14 protein-coding genes are annotated in these 17,610 nt (G+C 46.8%); 8 read left to right on the top strand and 6 right to left on the bottom strand.

The window, feature by feature from the left end; translation table 11 throughout:
- Positions 1-3 precede the first annotated feature (3 nt).
- Entirely contained in the window at positions 4-1,056 is a 1,053-nt protein-coding gene (locus tag AC1DE7_RS27525; protein WP_477535613.1) for a glycoside hydrolase family 18 protein, read from the top strand.
- 151 nt (positions 1,057-1,207) lie between these two features.
- On the opposite strand, the gene AC1DE7_RS27520 is transcribed toward AC1DE7_RS27525, so the two are convergent.
- Together AC1DE7_RS27520 and AC1DE7_RS27515 are read right to left on the bottom strand one after the other, a co-directional pair.
- The gene (locus AC1DE7_RS27520) at positions 1,208-3,508 is read right to left on the bottom strand and encodes a helix-turn-helix domain-containing protein (RefSeq protein ID WP_477535612.1); all 2,301 of its coding nucleotides are present in this window, start codon (positions 3,506-3,508) and stop codon (positions 1,208-1,210) included.
- A 314-nt stretch (positions 3,509-3,822) separates the two neighbouring features.
- The gene (locus AC1DE7_RS27515) at positions 3,823-5,337 is read right to left on the bottom strand and encodes a glycoside hydrolase family 43 protein (RefSeq protein ID WP_477535611.1); all 1,515 of its coding nucleotides are present in this window, start codon (positions 5,335-5,337) and stop codon (positions 3,823-3,825) included.
- 170 nt (positions 5,338-5,507) lie between these two features.
- Here AC1DE7_RS27515 and AC1DE7_RS27510 point away from each other — a divergent pair, with 170 nt between their 5' ends.
- Positions 5,508-6,374, top strand: coding sequence for a helix-turn-helix domain-containing protein (locus AC1DE7_RS27510; protein ID WP_100528721.1), 867 nt, complete (start codon positions 5,508-5,510; stop codon positions 6,372-6,374).
- A gap of 78 nt (positions 6,375-6,452) precedes the next feature.
- On the opposite strand, the gene AC1DE7_RS27505 is transcribed toward AC1DE7_RS27510, so the two are convergent.
- The 4 genes from AC1DE7_RS27505 to AC1DE7_RS27490 all read right to left on the bottom strand — a co-directional run bounded on the left by AC1DE7_RS27505 (position 6,453) and on the right by AC1DE7_RS27490 (position 9,734).
- On the bottom strand, positions 6,453-7,022 hold the full coding sequence (locus AC1DE7_RS27505; RefSeq protein WP_477535610.1) for a YdeI/OmpD-associated family protein: 570 nt from the start codon (positions 7,020-7,022) through the stop codon (positions 6,453-6,455).
- 11 nt (positions 7,023-7,033) lie between these two features.
- Complete coding sequence (locus tag AC1DE7_RS27500) at positions 7,034-7,543, bottom strand: DinB family protein (RefSeq protein WP_477535609.1); 510 nt, start codon at positions 7,541-7,543, stop codon at positions 7,034-7,036.
- Positions 7,544-7,626: 83 nt separating this feature from the next.
- Complete coding sequence (locus AC1DE7_RS27495) at positions 7,627-8,544, bottom strand: helix-turn-helix transcriptional regulator (protein ID WP_477535608.1); 918 nt, start codon at positions 8,542-8,544, stop codon at positions 7,627-7,629.
- A gap of 272 nt (positions 8,545-8,816) precedes the next feature.
- Positions 8,817-9,734, bottom strand: a complete 918-nt coding sequence (locus tag AC1DE7_RS27490; protein ID WP_036668788.1) for an ArsR/SmtB family transcription factor — start codon at positions 9,732-9,734, stop codon at positions 8,817-8,819.
- A 397-nt stretch (positions 9,735-10,131) separates the two neighbouring features.
- On the opposite strand from AC1DE7_RS27490, the gene AC1DE7_RS27485 reads away from it, so the two are divergent.
- The 6 genes from AC1DE7_RS27485 (at position 10,132) to AC1DE7_RS27460 (ending at position 17,450) form a co-directional block, all read left to right on the top strand.
- Positions 10,132-11,043 (top strand): arabinan endo-1,5-alpha-L-arabinosidase AbnA, encoded by a 912-nt coding sequence (locus AC1DE7_RS27485; RefSeq protein WP_051154000.1) that lies wholly within the window; start codon positions 10,132-10,134, stop codon positions 11,041-11,043.
- Between the two features lie 132 nt (positions 11,044-11,175).
- A complete protein-coding gene (locus AC1DE7_RS27480; protein ID WP_405143430.1) occupies positions 11,176-12,516 on the top strand; it encodes an ABC transporter substrate-binding protein in 1,341 nt (446 codons plus the stop codon).
- 157 nt (positions 12,517-12,673) lie between these two features.
- Positions 12,674-13,564 carry a carbohydrate ABC transporter permease gene (locus tag AC1DE7_RS27475; RefSeq protein ID WP_036611613.1) on the top strand — a complete coding sequence of 297 codons (891 nt, stop codon included), beginning with the start codon at positions 12,674-12,676 and terminating at the stop codon, positions 13,562-13,564.
- 26 nt (positions 13,565-13,590) lie between these two features.
- Entirely contained in the window at positions 13,591-14,433 is an 843-nt protein-coding gene (locus AC1DE7_RS27470; protein WP_036611483.1) for a carbohydrate ABC transporter permease, read from the top strand.
- 56 nt (positions 14,434-14,489) lie between these two features.
- A complete protein-coding gene (locus AC1DE7_RS27465) occupies positions 14,490-15,905 on the top strand; it encodes a family 43 glycosylhydrolase (RefSeq protein WP_477535621.1) in 1,416 nt (471 codons plus the stop codon).
- A 564-nt stretch (positions 15,906-16,469) separates the two neighbouring features.
- On the top strand, positions 16,470-17,450 hold the full coding sequence (locus AC1DE7_RS27460) for a glycoside hydrolase family 43 protein (RefSeq protein WP_047841921.1): 981 nt from the start codon (positions 16,470-16,472) through the stop codon (positions 17,448-17,450).
- Positions 17,451-17,610: the final 160 nt, after the last annotated feature.

Below are 17,610 nucleotides of genomic sequence, written 5' to 3'. Positions count from 1 at the left end.
AGAGTGACGAAATATATCGCTGCGGGTTATGCTGTTGATTCAGTTCTTCCCGACATGACACATGAGGATCTCTTGAAGTTAACACATCTGAACGTAGCCTTTGGACATGTCAAGAATGATGCAATAACAACCGAGCATCTAAAAAACGGTCATGTTATCCAGAACATCAAGCGGGAGCATCCAAATCTTACAGTGCTTCTGTCTGTAGGCGGATGGAGCGCAGGCGGTTTTTCCGAAGCAGCCTCAACCCAGGCGGGGAGGGACAGCATGGCCGCATCGGCAATTCAAGTATTGGAGGAATATCCTTTTGACGGGATCGATCTGGACTGGGAATATCCTTGTTACGGTGAAGCTGGCATCGCATCCAGCCCAGATGATAAACGGAATTTCACCTTACTTCTCAAGACGATGCGGGAGGCACTGAGTACCAAGGGAGAAGCGGATGGCCGTCATTATCTGCTCACCATTGCGGCAGGGGCTGATCAATACTACGTTGATGGTACAGAGATGGCTGAGGTGCAGCAGTACCTAGACTACGTGCAGTTGATGACCTATGATATGCGTGGCGGTTTTCAAGTCCTGACCGGACATCATACGAATCTGTACACGCCAACAGGAGATCTGTTTCGAATCAGTACGGATGCTTCCGTGAACCTGTTTGTTCGCGCAGGCGTTCCGAAGGAGAAAATTGTGATCGGAGCTGCGTTCTATTCCCGGATCTGGAATGAGGTTCCTGACCGAAACCGCGGACTCCATCAAATGGCCGGGAGTACAGGCGGATATGGACCATCATTTGCCGAGCTGGAAGCGAAGTACATTAACAAGAATGGTTACACTCGTTATTGGGATGAAGAAGCCTGTGCACCGTTTCTGTTTAATGGGTCCAGCTTCATATCGTATGACGATGAAGAATCGATCCAATGCAAATGTGATTACGTAAAGGATCAAGGTCTGGCCGGAATCATGTTCTGGGAGTACGGCTGTGATCCAACTCACCGTTTGCTGAGTGCAGTGCATCAAGGGCTGAAGGAAATTTCGGCTGGGAAAATCGGATAAGGTCGCTGGCCGCGACGAATCAGATTATGTCTACGGAATAAAAACATACGAAGGGGCCGTCCTATACGTCATGCTCATGACGTATAGGACGGCCCCTTGTTTGCGTTATTTTGGTCTAATGAATCAGGCACATGTTAGACGATGTCTCCCTTTATCCAATACATTCCTCGTCATCATCATCAGGGGAATCGGCGGAGCCGTTGGGACGGTGCATTTTACGGTATTGCCCTGGGGTATAACCCGTCTCTTTTTTGAATTTACGGATGAAGTTTGGTGTATCCAGGTAACCGACACGCGTGATGATATCTTTTAACGGATCGGTAGTATGAAGCAGTAGTCGAATGACCTCATCCATCCGTTTCTGCCAGATATATTGGGTAAAGTTCATGCCGATCTTTTCTTTAAATGAACGACTGAAATAGGATGAAGAGATCGTGAATTTCGATGAAATCGTACCTAAACTGAGATCATAATCAGAGAAATTGGCATCGATATAAGCCACGATTTCATCCATAAGAGAGCTTTCTTCCGTCTCACTCTTCGCCTCGACATGGGCGCAGATTTCGGCGGCAAGGCCTGTCAGTTTTTTCTCCAAATCCTCTAACGAGTCGTAGGAAGTGATCCTTGGAAGTTGATCAACCACATGATGGATTCCAAGCTCCGAAGCGGTTTTGAGCATTGTATTCAGAATATCAAAGCAGATGCAACGCAGCAGCGGTACAGATGGCATTTCGGATTTCAGGGTATTCAACGCAGTTGACACCATCTGAACCGCCACATCATAGCTGCCTTGTTTTAAGCTCTGAACCAGCTTTAATAACACATCCTTAGGGACCCAGAAGGAAGAATCCTGTACATCGGAACCGGAAAGGTCGTTAAAGTATGTACTGCTGCCCTGTCCATGCAGCATCGATGCTTCCAGAGCGGTCGAGGCTTCAATGTAGGACTGATTCAGCTGTTTCGGATAAGTGTACCGATTGCCTATCCCGATTGCGGGCGCAACTCCGGTGTGTTCAATCACCATCCATTGCAGTTTTTCAACAATAGGCTCCATACGGGTATTCAGGCTACCTTCATGCCCAATTTCGGCATCGTATCCCACGATAAGGGCCAATTGGTCTGCCTGTGGCAGCTCCACGCCGTAAGCATATGCAGACAACTCCGGCAGGTCCACATCGTTCATCAGCTGCATGACAGTAAGTTGCTCGGGGTTATCACCGTTAGGAAAAGCATGCATTTCCCAACCCATGATCATGACAAAATAATGGGATCGGTTAAAACGTATGCCAAGCTTATCCGTAAACTCAGAGGGGAAATCTCCGGTGTGACCGTGCTTCAGCAACATGAGCAAAATATGATTGCGAGCATAGGGCTCCTGAAGATCTACGCGCTGACTATAATCATGCAGTGTTTTCTTGATCCATTCCAGCTCGTTGGTGGTTGAGGATGGATCAGGATCATTCTTCAACCGAATGAACTCCATTAAGTCTGAAATCGGATGGTACTGTCTTCGGGCCAACATAATGGCGAAGAATGTGCCCATCACCACCATGAAGGAGAAAACGAGAACAACAAAGGTGCGGATATGAACGATTCGGCTAAAAAATTGGTTGCTGGGCATAGCGGTTACATAAGTCCAACCCGCATCCGATTTAACGGATACAACCGAATGTGGTTCTTGATTTAAGGAGATGCTGTGCGTGCCGGATTCAAGAGCAAACAGAGCGTTAACTTCCTGTTCGGATATGATTTCTCCCTTGTAATTGGCTGCCAGGACTTGCCCGAAATTATCGAAAATATAAGTCATCCCGTGATAGTCGCTGAGGATGGAATCAATTAAGCCCGTCAGATTGGACTCATGTATCAAGTACATGACGGTTCCATGGGCGGGCGTATTGTTAGGTGCAATCGGTACAAGGTATGCCAGCATGGAATTGGGTATTCTGGTTCCTTGGACGACCTGCTCCGCTGGACGTATTGTGGGGGACTGTACGTTATTCAAATCCCGGATCATGTCTGTTTTGTTCCACGTAGTAAATTTGTAGCGGCCAGTGAATACATCCAGGTTCTCAGAACCTTGAGAAGAATAGATGTTATCATCTTCACGGAAGAACAGGAATAACTCATCGATAATGGAACTGGTGGCTTTGTATTTGACCAATGCGCCGATTGATTCCCGGCTATAGTACGGATGGTGGGTCCAATACCGCGTTAACTGCTCATCGTAGGCGATGCGAAAAGCGATGTCTTGGAGTTCTTTCATGCGATCATCAATGACAGTTTTGGCTTGAGTGAGCTGATTGACATTGGTCTGTTCAATCTCTGAACGGAGCGTGTCCACAGCGTTGTGATAAATAATGATGGTTAAAATAACAAGAGGGATAAGGAAAATGGAGATATAGGATAGGGTGTACTTAAACAGAAGCTTGGACTTGAAGTGATTCCATTTCATATCTGCAACCTCCCGTTTATCTTAGTGCTGCAGCGATAGCGCTCTCATATGGGCAGTGAAGTTATTGCCAAGATGGGAGCTGCTGGGGTGTTCCTTCTAAAAATACTAGGAGAACTTCTCTAATAAAGCAATGGTTCTTTTATAAATTCCAGTGCAATCCGTAAGAAAGATATAGCTATAGCAAAATCCCCTCAAAGTTCACTCATTTCCTTATGCTACCACACAAGGCTTTTCAAAGAGTAACTACTTTAAGGGGATAATTCTAGCTGATCATATATTATATTTTCTATTACTGAATATAGGAGTTACAACGATTATTCGTCCAGAGGTTCATAGTCAAACCAATCGAAACTTGCAGGCGTACACTCCCCCGATGGAGCATAAGCGTACATGGCGATCATCACACCTGTGAAACCACTTGCCACTTCGGTAGATAACAGATGTGTTTCTCCTGAACCCACTTCGATGGCATCGGATGAACCTTGCTGATAGAGGAACGTAAAGTGATTACGGTCAGCTTTGATTTGTAATACAACCGGCCCCGTGTCACAGTCAAGCACCTGTTCGGTTCGCAGAGAGCCGACGGTTCGCCGCAATACGATTTTCTTCTGACCGTCGATCTGTGTTACAGCCAAATCGTAATGATATTTATCATTCATAAATAAGGTTAATCCGGCTTCCTCACCGCTCGCATTTGGCTCATAACGTAGCTCGGTTGCCATATTGCATAAGAAATGGCTCAATCGACGCCCGACAAAGGCTGGATTTTGTCCGTCATCGAGTGAAACCGAATGACCACGGAGGATGAGCTGCCCGGGATTTTCAGTGAGCGTCCAACTACCTGGAGCCGGGTTACGTAAGAAGATCCAGTTCATGTCCAAAGTTGGTTCGTCAAAATGATCCCGTATAGCCCGAGGTGACCAAGGATGCTCAGGCAATGAAGGTCCGGTCATCTCTGGTTCAATATGTCCGTCCACACCGATCATCGGCCAACCAGTGTCCGTCCAAGTGACAGGGGCCAGGAACGTTTCGCGTCCCAGATGGTGTCGCATGGGGTAACCTGCTGGACGAAGGCCCAGACATAAGGCCCACCAGCTTCCATCCTGGATCTGGACAAGGTCTGCATGACCGGTTGCGTGAATGCTGGATTTCATGCTCCGATTGGACAGAATCGGATTATGAGGACACGGATCAAATGGTCCGTATGGCTCTGTGCTCCGAGCGATGGTCTCCATATGGCCATACTCGGTTCCACCTTCGGCGATCATCAGATAATAGAGTCCGTTTATTTTATACATGTGGGGAGCTTCGGGGGCTGCTCCTCCGGTTCCAGTCCAGATCAATCGACTATCGGTTAGTCTGGCTCCGGTCGTGATGTCTATCTCGCACTGATAGATGCCTTCGCCTTCATCGCCGTTACAGGCCGTTTGAAAATACACACGTCCATCATCATCAAAGAGAAAAGAGGGATCAATGCCGCCCTGATCAACAAAAATCGGAGCAGACCATGGTCCCTCGGGCTGGGCACTATGCACATAAAAATTTCCGCCGCCGCTGACATTGGTTGTTGTCATATAGAACCAGCCATCATGGTGCCGGAGTGTTGGGGCAAAAATACCGCCAGAGCTGCCTGCGTTCGCTAAAGGGAGTTGCTCAGTTGTTGTGAGGACATGGCTGATCTGTCGCCAGTTCACAAGGTCTTTGCTGTGGAAGATGGGCACACCTGGGAAATATTCAAAGGTACTGGTTACCAGATAATAGTCTTCATCTACACGGCAGATACTCGGATCTGGATAAAACCCCGGAATCACCGGATTGGTATATTTCATCATTTATGCTCCTATTCATTTCGAGAGTTTAGTATGAATCTGGACACATTGAAAATCCCTGCTACAAGGCGAATTATAACGCTTATAAGTATATGGAACCTTGATTTTTCGGTCTTGGAATAGCATGATATAGACATTCAACCCAACTATGTTCGCGGAGGGGAATGCTTTTGAGTAATGCATATTTGAGATGGTTTACCTCGGACCATCAACAATTTCCGTTTTTTATCCAGTACGGTGGACATGTTGAGGACATGGAGCTTCATAATCATGTGGACTTTACGGAACTTGTCATTGTTCTGAGTGGTCATGCAACCCATGTGGTGAACACCGAGGAATTTTTTATTAAAAAAGGGAACGCATTTGTGATTAATGGCGACACCCATCATGCGTATAAAGACCCTCATGATTTTAGGATCTGTAACATTATGTTCAGTCCCGAGATGCTTGCTTTGGCTGGGCCCGATCTGAGAAAATCTAACGGCTTCCAGGCGCTGTTTGTTTTGGAACCGTTTTATCGTAATATTCACTCCTTTCCGAGTAAATTGGCGTTATCCATTTCCAGTCTGGAGTATGTAGAATCGCTGATATCGTTCATGATTGAGGAGTATCAGAGTAAACAGCAAGGGTATCAGACGATGTTGATCTCACGTCTTACGGAGATGGTTGTTTATTTGTCGAGGCAATATGATACGCAGGAGAAAGGGATCGAAGGTAATAATCTGATGCATCTGGCAAATGCCATTTCATTTATCGAAGATCATTATCTGGAGCCACTGTCACTAGAGGATATTGCGGGGAAGTCGAATATCTCAATAAGGCATCTGAATCGGATTTTTCGATCCTATTATCAGATGACCCCGATCTCTTATCTGCAAAAGTTGCGTCTGGAGAAGGCATGTCATTTGTTGAAAAACGGGAATCTGTCCATCACGGAAATTTCGTATGAATGTGGATTTAACGACAGTAATTATTTCACCCGCCAGTTTAAGAAAGCCTTTGGCAAGTCTCCCAAAACATACAGGCAGACTCATTAATACATGACTGAATAAAAAACCAAAACAGGGCCTCCTCATATGGAGGTCCTGTCTGCTGTCTAGGGGAAAAGGGGGAATTTAATAGTCCAAAAGCCGTCTGTTGTCATGCCACTGACCGTACATTTTATTTTCCTTTGTGTGGGTTATGAACTTATCCAATCTGCTCTGGAATAATACTGGCTGATTCTTAACACTTTGGATCGTATCGATACGAACGTTTTGATACAGGACAGGGAAGGCCATGAAATTTGCATAAACCTGCTGGTCTTCTTTCAGCCTTTGTTCGATCACACCATCAATAATGAAAGCAGTCGGCTCCATAACAGGAAGAACCTTTCTACCCTCGTCATGCATGAAGCCCAACTTTTCAAGACGACGGACACGTTCCTTGTTCAATTCAGTCCATGAGCTACGTTTACTCCTAGGAGATAATCTTTGTGCTAATTGAGTCTCGGATATTTTCTTTTTGACTCCATCGATCCAGCCAAAGCACAGCGCCTCCTCAACCACGTCCAAATACAGCAGGTTATTTGGCACGGGTTTTATGCTTATCATTACCCAGCAAGATTTCTCGACTTTTCCATGCGTCTGCAACCAATTTCTCAATTCATCCCTCGACGTCACGGGGATACAATGTACATTTTCCATCCGATTGTCAACTATACTTGAGCCGGTTCCTGATACCAGAAGAGTGAATAGTCATTCATGATGGAGGCGTGCCCCAATTGACGCAGCATCGTAGAAACATTGCCTCGATGATAGGTTCCGTGGTTAACCACATGGATTACGATGTCCGATAAGCTGGTTTCGCGAACTCCTGCAAATGGATTATCGAGTAGAATGGTTTGCTCCAAATCAGCTTGGCCTCGTAACCACTCACTGTATTGTGCCGACAGGTCGGTAAAACATTGGATGTACTCATCCACAGAACCGTGAATTTCACTATTGAGTGGTATGCATGCTTGCAGTGCCTCGGGCATACCGGTGCCAGTTAACACCAGATACCACATCTTATCCACTGTATAGATATGGCTGAGTGCGTGAGCAATGGTTGGATATGAACTGTTCACTTCCTGACTCAGTACAGAAGAGGGCAATTCCTTGATTCTGCCCAGGATGGTTTGGTTGGCCCATGCGTGGTAGTTATACATTTGTTCCGGATGATTCATTGATGATCGTCTCCTTTAATTTGGCGATGGATTGGATGAACTTACTGAGATGATTATAAAAAAAGAAGTATGACAACAGCGTGTCATACTTCTTCATAGAGCTTAAGTGCGTTTCGAAGTTGTTCTTTCAGAATGCCTCGTAATTCAATCGGTTCGAGCACCTCGGCGCCACTGCCCAAACTAAGTAGAAACGACCATAACCACTTGGCTTGTAACGGTTGATAAACCGGGATACGCATCGTCATACTTCCATCCTCGTGAAATTGTTTATCTGCCTGTTGAAAATGATCCATGGCTTCCGCGAGCGCTTCCGGGTTCACCCGAAATACCACATCACTTACCTGATCTTGCCATGACAGATCTGACACAACCGTCTCTTGGGGAAGCTCAAGGTGGGGTTGGAAGTGTTCAGATGTCAGTTGCACGTTCATCATCCGGGACAGTCGGAACTCGCGATAATCCTGCCGTGTCTGGCAAAATCCATATACATACCAATTACGATATTTAAAATGTAATTTTACCGGTTCCAGATGGCGGGGTGTATGTTCATTCTTTGTATTGATGTAGTCAAAACGGACAACCTGATGATCCGTAATACCTTTACGCAGATGAGGAAGGGCATCAGGTTCTGTTCGGCGTGTCTCCAGATCCACCGATAGACTTGAGGTTTGATGCTCCGGTCCAATCGTTTGCAGACGTTCAATCGTGCCTTGTGCACGTGCATCTTCGAATACTGTGGATAGACTGCTCAGGATCGTGATCAGGGAATCCACATCATAAGAACCGAGCAAGCTTTTATCCATCTTGTATCCGTCCATCATGCCGTAGCCACCTTTGAGTCCCTGATGGGAGACGACCGGGAAGCCGGCGGCACAGATTACATCAATATCCCGATAGATCGTTCTTGGGGACACCTGAAACTCTTCAGCCAAGGTGGAAGCAGACAATACTTCGTGGTTCAGCAGTTTGTATATGATTGAGATTAATCGCTCCAATTTCAAAAGGTATCCCCGCCCGTTATTCCATTTTGTCATTACAGGCCATTATTATATCACGCCAGGGTAAACAACATGGAGGATTACACAGGGTCTATAGGAGGTCATATCATGCAGTAAGTTTTGTTCCAACATGATTGGACAAGTTATTCGGTGTGATGAAACAAAAAAAGAGTGCTGGATAGCACCCTCTCGAAGACACATGATTGTTGTTGTGTTGAACAGTTATGTTAGCAGATCGATCGAACTTCATATCGAGTGAATAGTCAGAGACGGCTCTACTCTTCTTGCACGTTATAGAGAACCCGAGCGAGCAGATTCTGTCCATAGTTTCCGAAGTTTTTACCAAAGATCGTTAAGCCCCGTTTGTTCAAAGGTTCGTCCGTAACGGCAATGCGGAAGTGAATATCGCTTTTGTAATCCAGCCCAATCTGGTCCAGCGTCACATCCGAGATGCGGCATCCGTCGATATAGCTGCCTTCTTGTGTAATCCGGATCAGCTTCAGCATGCCGTACTGATTCAAGTGCGGAGGCCACCATTCCGGATTAAAGGTACCGCGTGTATTGCCAAAATCCCCCGGACTTGTCCAGCAGCCAATCTCAATCCCATTGACATAGAAGTAAATATCCGAAGGGTAATTGTCACAAAAGCCAGGGGCCTCCGATCCCAGTTCCATCGACAACTGAATTTCGCTAAAGGACTGATTGGGTTTGAGATAGTTTGGAATCCGATATTCCAGATAACCTTCAGCCAGCCAGATCATCTCCGCATCAATTCGCAGTGGATCAGCAAAGTACCGCGGATCATCGAACTCTCCAACAATGCTGTCCCGGGTAGCGAGACCACATGTAGGTGCGGCCTGATAATCGCTGTAATGACCGACCTGAATTTCCACCTCATAACGATTGTTAATCTCTTGTGAACGCAGATCAACCATCAATTTTTCCTCATTGAGATAACATATCTTCTGAATTCCATGTTTGCCAACGGCGGTGTTGATCTCGATCAATCCGCTCTCTTCAAGCTTCTTGATATGCATCGTGATGGCGCCATTGCTCAGTCCCAGCTTGGTTGCAAGATCATTGAGATTAAGACTTTGGTTCTTGGCCAGCAGCTCGATGATCTGAATCCGGATTTCCGAACTAAGCGCTTTGAAGATATTCACACCCGACATCAGATCTTTAATATAAATCATAGGTGGATTTCCTTTCCCCGTTCTGAACAAAGTCTTCGACACAGACATTTGCACATTTATATGTTTTATTTCAGATAATTATAAATCATTCCCTCATGGAAGGGAAGGGTGGAGAAATAGAAGCCAAAACCCTTGTATATAGCGCAAATACGAGAATATAACCTATTTTTTGTCCACTATTCCGGTTAAAATAAGTGTTAATCAGTTCACATATATTTGAAATATACCATTGAAATGTAATGTAACCGCTTTTATAATCCTATTATACCTAAATTGATTCAATACTTCATGAACCTAATTAACCATTTGAACAGGAAAGGTGGAGTTTGGTTTGGAAAAGTTAAGCAATGTGAAGAGGTTTAAGTGGAAACGGTTAGCGTTACCGGCATTACTTGTGATGGTATTACTGCTGGCAGGTCAGTCAAAAGCTTTGGCGGCATTCTGGAATCTGACCGGAGATACCGCTGTTCATGATCCGTCGATTATCAAAGAGGGCAGTTCCTGGTACACCTTTTCAACCGGCCCGGGCATTCAAGTATTGAAATCCGATAATGGTTCGTCCTGGTATCGTGTTCCACAAATCTTCTTAAGTAAGCCATCCTGGTGGGCTTCTGCCGTTCCGGGACAAAGCGGATTGGATGTATGGGCACCGGATGTAGAGCAGTATAACGGAAAAGTATGGCTCTATTATTCAATCTCCACCTTTGGCTCCAATCGGTCTGCGATTGGTCTTGCTTCTGCGAACAGCATTGGGGCAGGGCAATGGAAGGATGAAGGATTGGTGCTTCAAACCACGACCGCCAATAATTATAATGCCATTGATCCAAATCTGGTCATTGATGCTTCAGGCAATCCATGGCTGGCCTTTGGTTCTTTCTGGAGTGGCCTGAAGATTGTCAAGCTGGACAAAAACACGATGAAACCGACGGGAAGTATAACTTCCATTGCTGCGCGCCCGAATAACGGAGGTGCTATTGAAGGACCAAGTATTGTATATCGTGGCGGCTACTATTACCTGTTTGCTTCCATCGATTCTTGCTGCCAAGGGGTGAACAGTACCTACAAAATGGTCTATGGACGTTCGACCAGTATAACAGGCCCTTATGTGGACAAAAACGGAGTTAATATGCTGAATGGTGGCGGAACGATATTGGATACAGGCAATGTGAAGTGGAAAGGTCCAGGTGGTCAGGACGTGTACAACGGCAATGTCATCGCAAGACATGCCTATGATGCAGAGGATAATGGCAATCCGAAATTGCTGATTAATGACTTGCTTTGGGACTCGAGTGGCTGGCCGAAATACTGATTTATTTTATATAAATATAAAATGTTTTATAAAAGTGTTGACTAAAGTGATCTGGATTTGATAAATTTAACAACAGAAATCTTATTTCATCCAATTGAATACGGTTACAAGTCCAGATCAGGAGGGGTTCAGATGGTAAAGAAAAAGAATTGGGTCACATTTATGCTTCTTATGCTGGTAAGTGCACTGGTACTTGCGGGGTGCGGAGGAGGCAGCGGTGCAAGTGGGGACAAGGAGTTAACATTTATGTTCCGCGGCGGTACTGATGAGCAGAAAGCATACCAAGCGGTGGTCAAGAAATTCGAAGAAGATCATCCGGGTGTGAAAGTCAAAATTATCGTAACGGCTGCGGATCAATATGCAACCAAGCTAAGAGCGGCAATTACAGGCAACAGCTTGCCTGACGTATTTTATATCAATCCGGGTGACGTGAAAGCGTATGTGAACAGCAATGTGCTGATGAACCTCACTTCGTATATTGAAAACAATCCGGATGTTGATCTCGATAATATCTGGAAATACGGCGTGGACCTGTATCGTTATGACGGCCAAATGGCAGGTCAAGGTGATATCTACGGTATGCCGAAGGATCTGGGGCCATTTGCACTGGGCTACAACAAAACGTTGTTTGAAAAAGAGGGCATCCCACTCCCTGACAAGGATAAACCATACACATGGGAAGAGTTCATCAAGGTGAACCAGCAAGCGACCAAGGATACCAATGGAGATGGTAAACCGGATGTATACGGTACTGGATTCAACGTACAGTGGGCACTGCAATCCTTTGTATGGAGCAACGGTGGGGATTGGTTGGATGAGACCAAAACAAAAGTAACGATTGATGATCCAAAATTCGCTGAAGCACTGCAATTCTTCGCGGATATGCAGAACGTATACAAAATTACACCTTCCATTGAGGAAGCGCAAACATTGGATACGTATCAACGCTGGATGAAAGGTGAAATGGCTTTCTTCCCTGTAGGACCATGGGATATGAGTACATTTGAGAAACTGCCTTTCGATTATGATTTGCTGCCTTTCCCTGCGGGGTCGACTGGCAAATCGGCAACGTGGATTGGATCTCTGGGAATCGGAGTGTCGGCGAAGACAAAACATCCGGAAGAAGCAGCAGCATTGGTGAATTACCTTACAGCTTCGAAGGAAGGTATGCAGCAACTGGTAGATGCCAAGGTACAGATTCCGAACTTGCTTGATATGGCAGACGAGTGGGCCAAAGATACATCCACGAAACCAGCCAACAAACAGGAATTCATTGATATCGTTGAAGATTACGGCCGGGCTCTGCCAGGTAACTACACGTACAATGCGGAATGGTATGACCTGTTCTTCACGGATATCCAGCCGGTATTGGATGGCAAGATTACAGCCGCAGACTATGTGAAGCAGCAACAACCGAAAATGCAAAAACTGCTCGACAAAGCGGTTGAACAAGAAAAGAAATCTCAGAAATAGTAGATAGGAAAGGGTGATGCCGGCAGCCTGCAATCATGCTGCTGGCATCATTCGTATTGGAACTTATTGGATTCCATACGGGCATGTGGCATTCGTTGATCGACAAGGTTCAATCGAAGAATGCCACATGCTGATACTAGAAACAGGGGTGAACGCCGTGATTACGAAATCGAGTTTGTATCGCAAAGAGATGCTGTACGGATATCTGTTTATTTTACCTCCGATTCTTGGATTGCTGATCTTTGTCATGTTCCCGTTCCTCTACTCCCTTTATGGTTCCTTTACGGATTGGGACGGACTGGGACAGATGAACTTTATCGGTTTGGCCAACTTCAAGGATTTGCTCACGGATGACCTTTTCTACAAAGCGATGTTTAATACATTCTTCCTGATGCTCGGTATCCCGATTGGTCTGCTGTTGGCGCTGTTGCTGGCAATGGGTCTAAATCGTAAAATTCCCGGCACCACAACATTCCGAGTAATCTATTACATCCCGGTCATTTCTTCTCTCGCTGCGGTGTCCATTATGTGGAACTGGGCGTACAACGGAGATTACGGTCTGGTGAACCAATTCCTTGACCTGTTTGGGATTAAAGGTCCTAACTGGCTCGCGAACAAAGACACGGTTAAACCGGCTTTGATTATTATGACGGTGTGGAAAGGCTTGGGATACACGATGTTGTTGTACCTGGCAGCACTGCAAAGTGTATCACGTACATACTACGAGGCGGCTGAGCTGGATGGAGCAAACGGGTTCCAAATCTTCCGCAATATCACCTGGCCTATGGTGAAGCCAGTTACCTTTTTCCTCATTGTTACAAATATCATTGGCGGTTCCCAGATCTTCACCGAGATGAACATTATGACACCTACGGGTGGTCCTGAATACTCTTCGGCATCAATCGTTTTCTACATCTGGCAGAAAGCCTTCAGTAACTTGCAGATGGGTTATGCCTCAGCGATGGCCATGATTCTTGGTATTTTCATTTTTGTCATTACCCTGGTGCAATTCAAAATGAACGAAAAATCAGCCTATGATGGGGATTGATTGTCAAGGAAAGGAGTGAACCGGAGATGTCTTACAGTCAAAAGAGGAAATTAACAAACTCGATCATCTTTATCGTACTCGCGATTGGGGCGATTGCGATGATTGCACCACTGATCTGGATGTTGTCCACGTCATTGAAGGAGAAGCAGGATGTGTTCGCGCTTCCGCCTGTATGGATACCTGAAGTATTCCAATTTGGTAAGTATAAAGAAATCTGGGAAGCCGGTCCCCTACTCAGCGGGATCAAAAACAGCCTCATCGTTGCGGTGAGTGTAACGGTGGTGGGTACGTTTACGTCCAGTATCGCAGCCTTTGCTTTTGCCAAGTTAAGATTCCCGCACAAAAACAAACTGTTTCTCGCGTTGCTGGCATCCATGATGATTCCTTATCCAACAGTCATGATCCCGCAATTCATCATGTTTGCAAAGCTGGGCTGGGTGGATACGCTGTTGCCACTGATCGTTCCAGGCCTGTTCGGTAACGTAATCATGATCTTTTTCCTGCGCCAATACCTGCTTAGTGTGCCTGATGCAATTATTGAGGCGGCAAAAATCGATGGAAGTTCTTACTTCCGGCTGTACTCCAGTATTACGTTTCCGCTTATCAAACCGGCGATTGCTGCACAGCTGATTCTCTGGTTCATGGGCATCTGGAACGATTATCTGGCACCGATTATTTATCTGAATTCACCGGAGAAGCAGACGTTACAGCTCGTTATAGCGAACTTTAATGCCACGTATGCGATTCAAACAGATTACCCGCTTATTATGGCGGCGTCGATTGTGGCTCTGTTACCTGTATTAATCATCTTCCTGATCTTCCAGAAACAGATTATTGAATCGGTTGCCATTTCGGGAGTGAAGGGATGAACCAGCGGAAGAAATTCCGACGGTGGTCGAATTCAGGAAAAGGAGTGGTTGCTTCCATGTTGTTATTGTTGGTTGTTGGAGCTACTGGTTGTTCTGGAGCAGTAGAAACGGTGTCCCGTCCCGTCTTTCCTGAAGCTCCTCAAGATACTCAGTTGTACGACACTTCCATTTTGGACGATGAATCACGCTGGACGGTTAACAATGCGCATGATCCGGCCATTATCAAAACAGACCAGGGATACTACGTCTATTCCACAGACGTTCGTGTAGCAGGAGAAGCGAAACCCGGCGTCATGGTACGCAAATCAGATGATCTGATCCACTGGACATGGGTAGGTCAGGCTCTGCCCGGGATTCCGCAAGAAGCGTTGGATTGGACAGGTGCGGTCAATCTGTGGGCACCGGATGTGATCCAGGCTGGTGATACCTATCGGATGTATTATTCGGCTTCTTCTTTTGGCAGTACACAGTCGGCTATTGGTCTTCAGACATCCTCATCTCCCGAAGGTCCATGGACAGATGAAGGACTCGTTGTGAAAACCTCTGCGAATGAACAAGACAAATTAAATGCCATTGATGCCAATCCCATTGTGGATGCCGAGGGTAATTCGTGGATGGTATACGGTTCATTCTTTGACGGAATCTACATTGCGCCACTTGATCCCGACGCTGGGAAATTCAAGGACGAGGGTTATGGTACTCGCATTGCCGCTCGGGATCGTGCAACTGAAGAGGGCGCAGTGGAAGGTCCATACATTGTGTATAACCCGGAGTTCAAAAAGTATTATCTGTTTGTCTCCTATGATTCTTTATTCGAGGACTATAACGTGCGGGTTGCGCGTGCTGATTCAATCACAGGACCGTACACGGACATAAACGGCAATAACATGCTGGATACGGAGCATCTGCCGCAATATGAGATCGGCACCAAAATTCTCGGCGGTTACCGCTTCACCGAAGGTGAGGGCTGGGTTGCGCCCGGACATAACTCCGTTCTGAAGGACGGAGACGATTATTACATCGTGCATCATGCACGGGGCGAGACGGATAAAAACTGGCCATATCTGCATGTACGCAAAATGTTATGGACGAAGGATGGCTGGCCTGTGGTTTCACCAGAACGGTACGCAGGTGAGAAAGCGCAGGACATTCCGAAATCCATGATTGCCGGGGAGTGGGAAGGCATGGCGCTTGATCCGTCGGTAGACGGGCAGATTCAAGCCGTGCCTTATACCCTAACAAGTAAAGGTAAGATTAAAAGTGAAAAAGGTTCAGGAACCTGGACATTTGATGGCAAACAAACACTGACGTTGAAGTGGAAAGAAAGCCCATGGGGCGGAGCTTCCACGGAAGAGCTGAAGCTACTCCCGTCCTGGGACTGGGAGCGAAGCCAGCCCGCGTTGATGGTAACAGGTCTTAATGACTGCGGTGTGGCGGTCTGGGGCAAGCAGATCAGCGCAGCGGAGGAGTAAGGGGGCGAGCAGCGAGCGCTGTAAGAGCGGGCTGCTGCGCCAAGGTGCGCAAGCAGTGAGGGGGAGGGAGGAGCCGCAGGAGCGAGTTTGGCATCCGATTTCAACCGCTAAGAGCGGTAGTAAAAGAAATCGGAGGACAAGAGAGCACCAAGGCCCTGCCACCCCCGAGCATCCGCTGTGCACCAAAAAGCTAGCCTGTAGCTCTGCGGCTAGCCCTACATTACATGGGGGAGAGTTGACCCTGCGAAGCGGTCGACCCCATAAGATCGAGCCAACAAAAAAGGCTCGAAGTGAGGTTGTAACCCAGCGAGCGCGGTAAGAGAGAGCTGTCGCTTCGATGGTGCACAAGCAGTGAGGGGGAGGAAGGAGCCGCAGGAGTGAGTTTGGCATCCGATTTCAACCGCCAAGAGCGGTGGGAAAAGAAATCGGAGGACAAGAGAGCACCAAGGCCCTGCCACCCCCGAACGTCCGCTGTGCACCACCCCAAAAGGGTTTTCGCTTTTTCGCAATTGGGTTACATCCCCAAACTTCGAGCCAAACAACATTTGAAAGGGGAGCATTCCCATGACTGATTCCATTACATTTACTAATCCTATCCTGGAGCAGCGTGCTGATCCGTGGGTGTACCGTCATACAGACGGTTACTATTATTTCTCCGCTTCCGTGCCAGCCTTTGACCGGATTGAAATCCGAAGAGCAGAGACGTTGGAAGAGTTAAGAGATGCTGAGCCGGTAACGGCTTGGACGAAGCGTGACACAGGGCCAATGAGTGCCAACATTTGGGCACCGGAGATTCATTTTATCGATGGCAAATGGTACATACACTACGCTGCCGCTCACACCAGTGAGACTAACGAAGGTCTGTTCGATCATCGGATGTATGTCCTGGAGAACGATTCCGCGAATCCACTCGAAGGAGAGTGGGTAGAGAAAGGGCAGATTCACACCCGGTGGGAATCATTTGCGCTGGATGCAACGACCTTTGAACATAAGGGAATCCGCTATCTGGTCTGGGCACAGAAAGATCCCGATATTGTGGGCAACTCCAACCTGTACATTGCCGAAATGGAGAACCCATGGACGCTACGCGGCGAACAGGTTATGATCTCTACGCCAGAGTATGATTGGGAGATCATCGGCTTTAAGGTCAATGAAGGAGCAGCCGTGATGCATCGGAATGGGCGTTTGTTCATTGGCTACTCGGCCAGCGCGACTGATTACAATTATTGTATGGGTCTGCTCACTGCAGATGAAAATGCCGACTTGCTTGATCCGGCCAGCTGGGTGAAATCACCCGAGCCGGTATTCCAGACTTGTGAAGCGAACGGCCAATACGGTCCGGGCCATAACAGCTTTACGGTGTCACCGGATGGCAAGACCGATATTCTGATTTATCATGCGCGTAATTACAAAGACATCGAGGGTGATCCCTTGTATGATCCGAACCGCCATGCCCGTGCTCAAGTGATTCATTGGCGTGAAGATGGCACACCTGATTTCGGTGTTCCGGTCCCAGATGGCAGCGCAGTAGCAGAAGCAAAATAAGAGGTAGTGAAACCTTATATGAGAGCCCTTAGTTAGCGAGTGATGCTGATTAAGGGCTCTTCTGTGTGTGAACGATAAGATAGAGTGGCCTGAACATAAGTGTCCTGGACACAAAACAAAGCAACCACAACGACGATCTCTGCGTATGAGAGAGAGACAG

This window comes from Paenibacillus sp. 10L310, assembly GCF_056395745.1.
The sequence above is the reverse complement of the archived record's forward strand: the minus strand, read 5'-3'. Positions and strand labels throughout refer to the sequence as shown.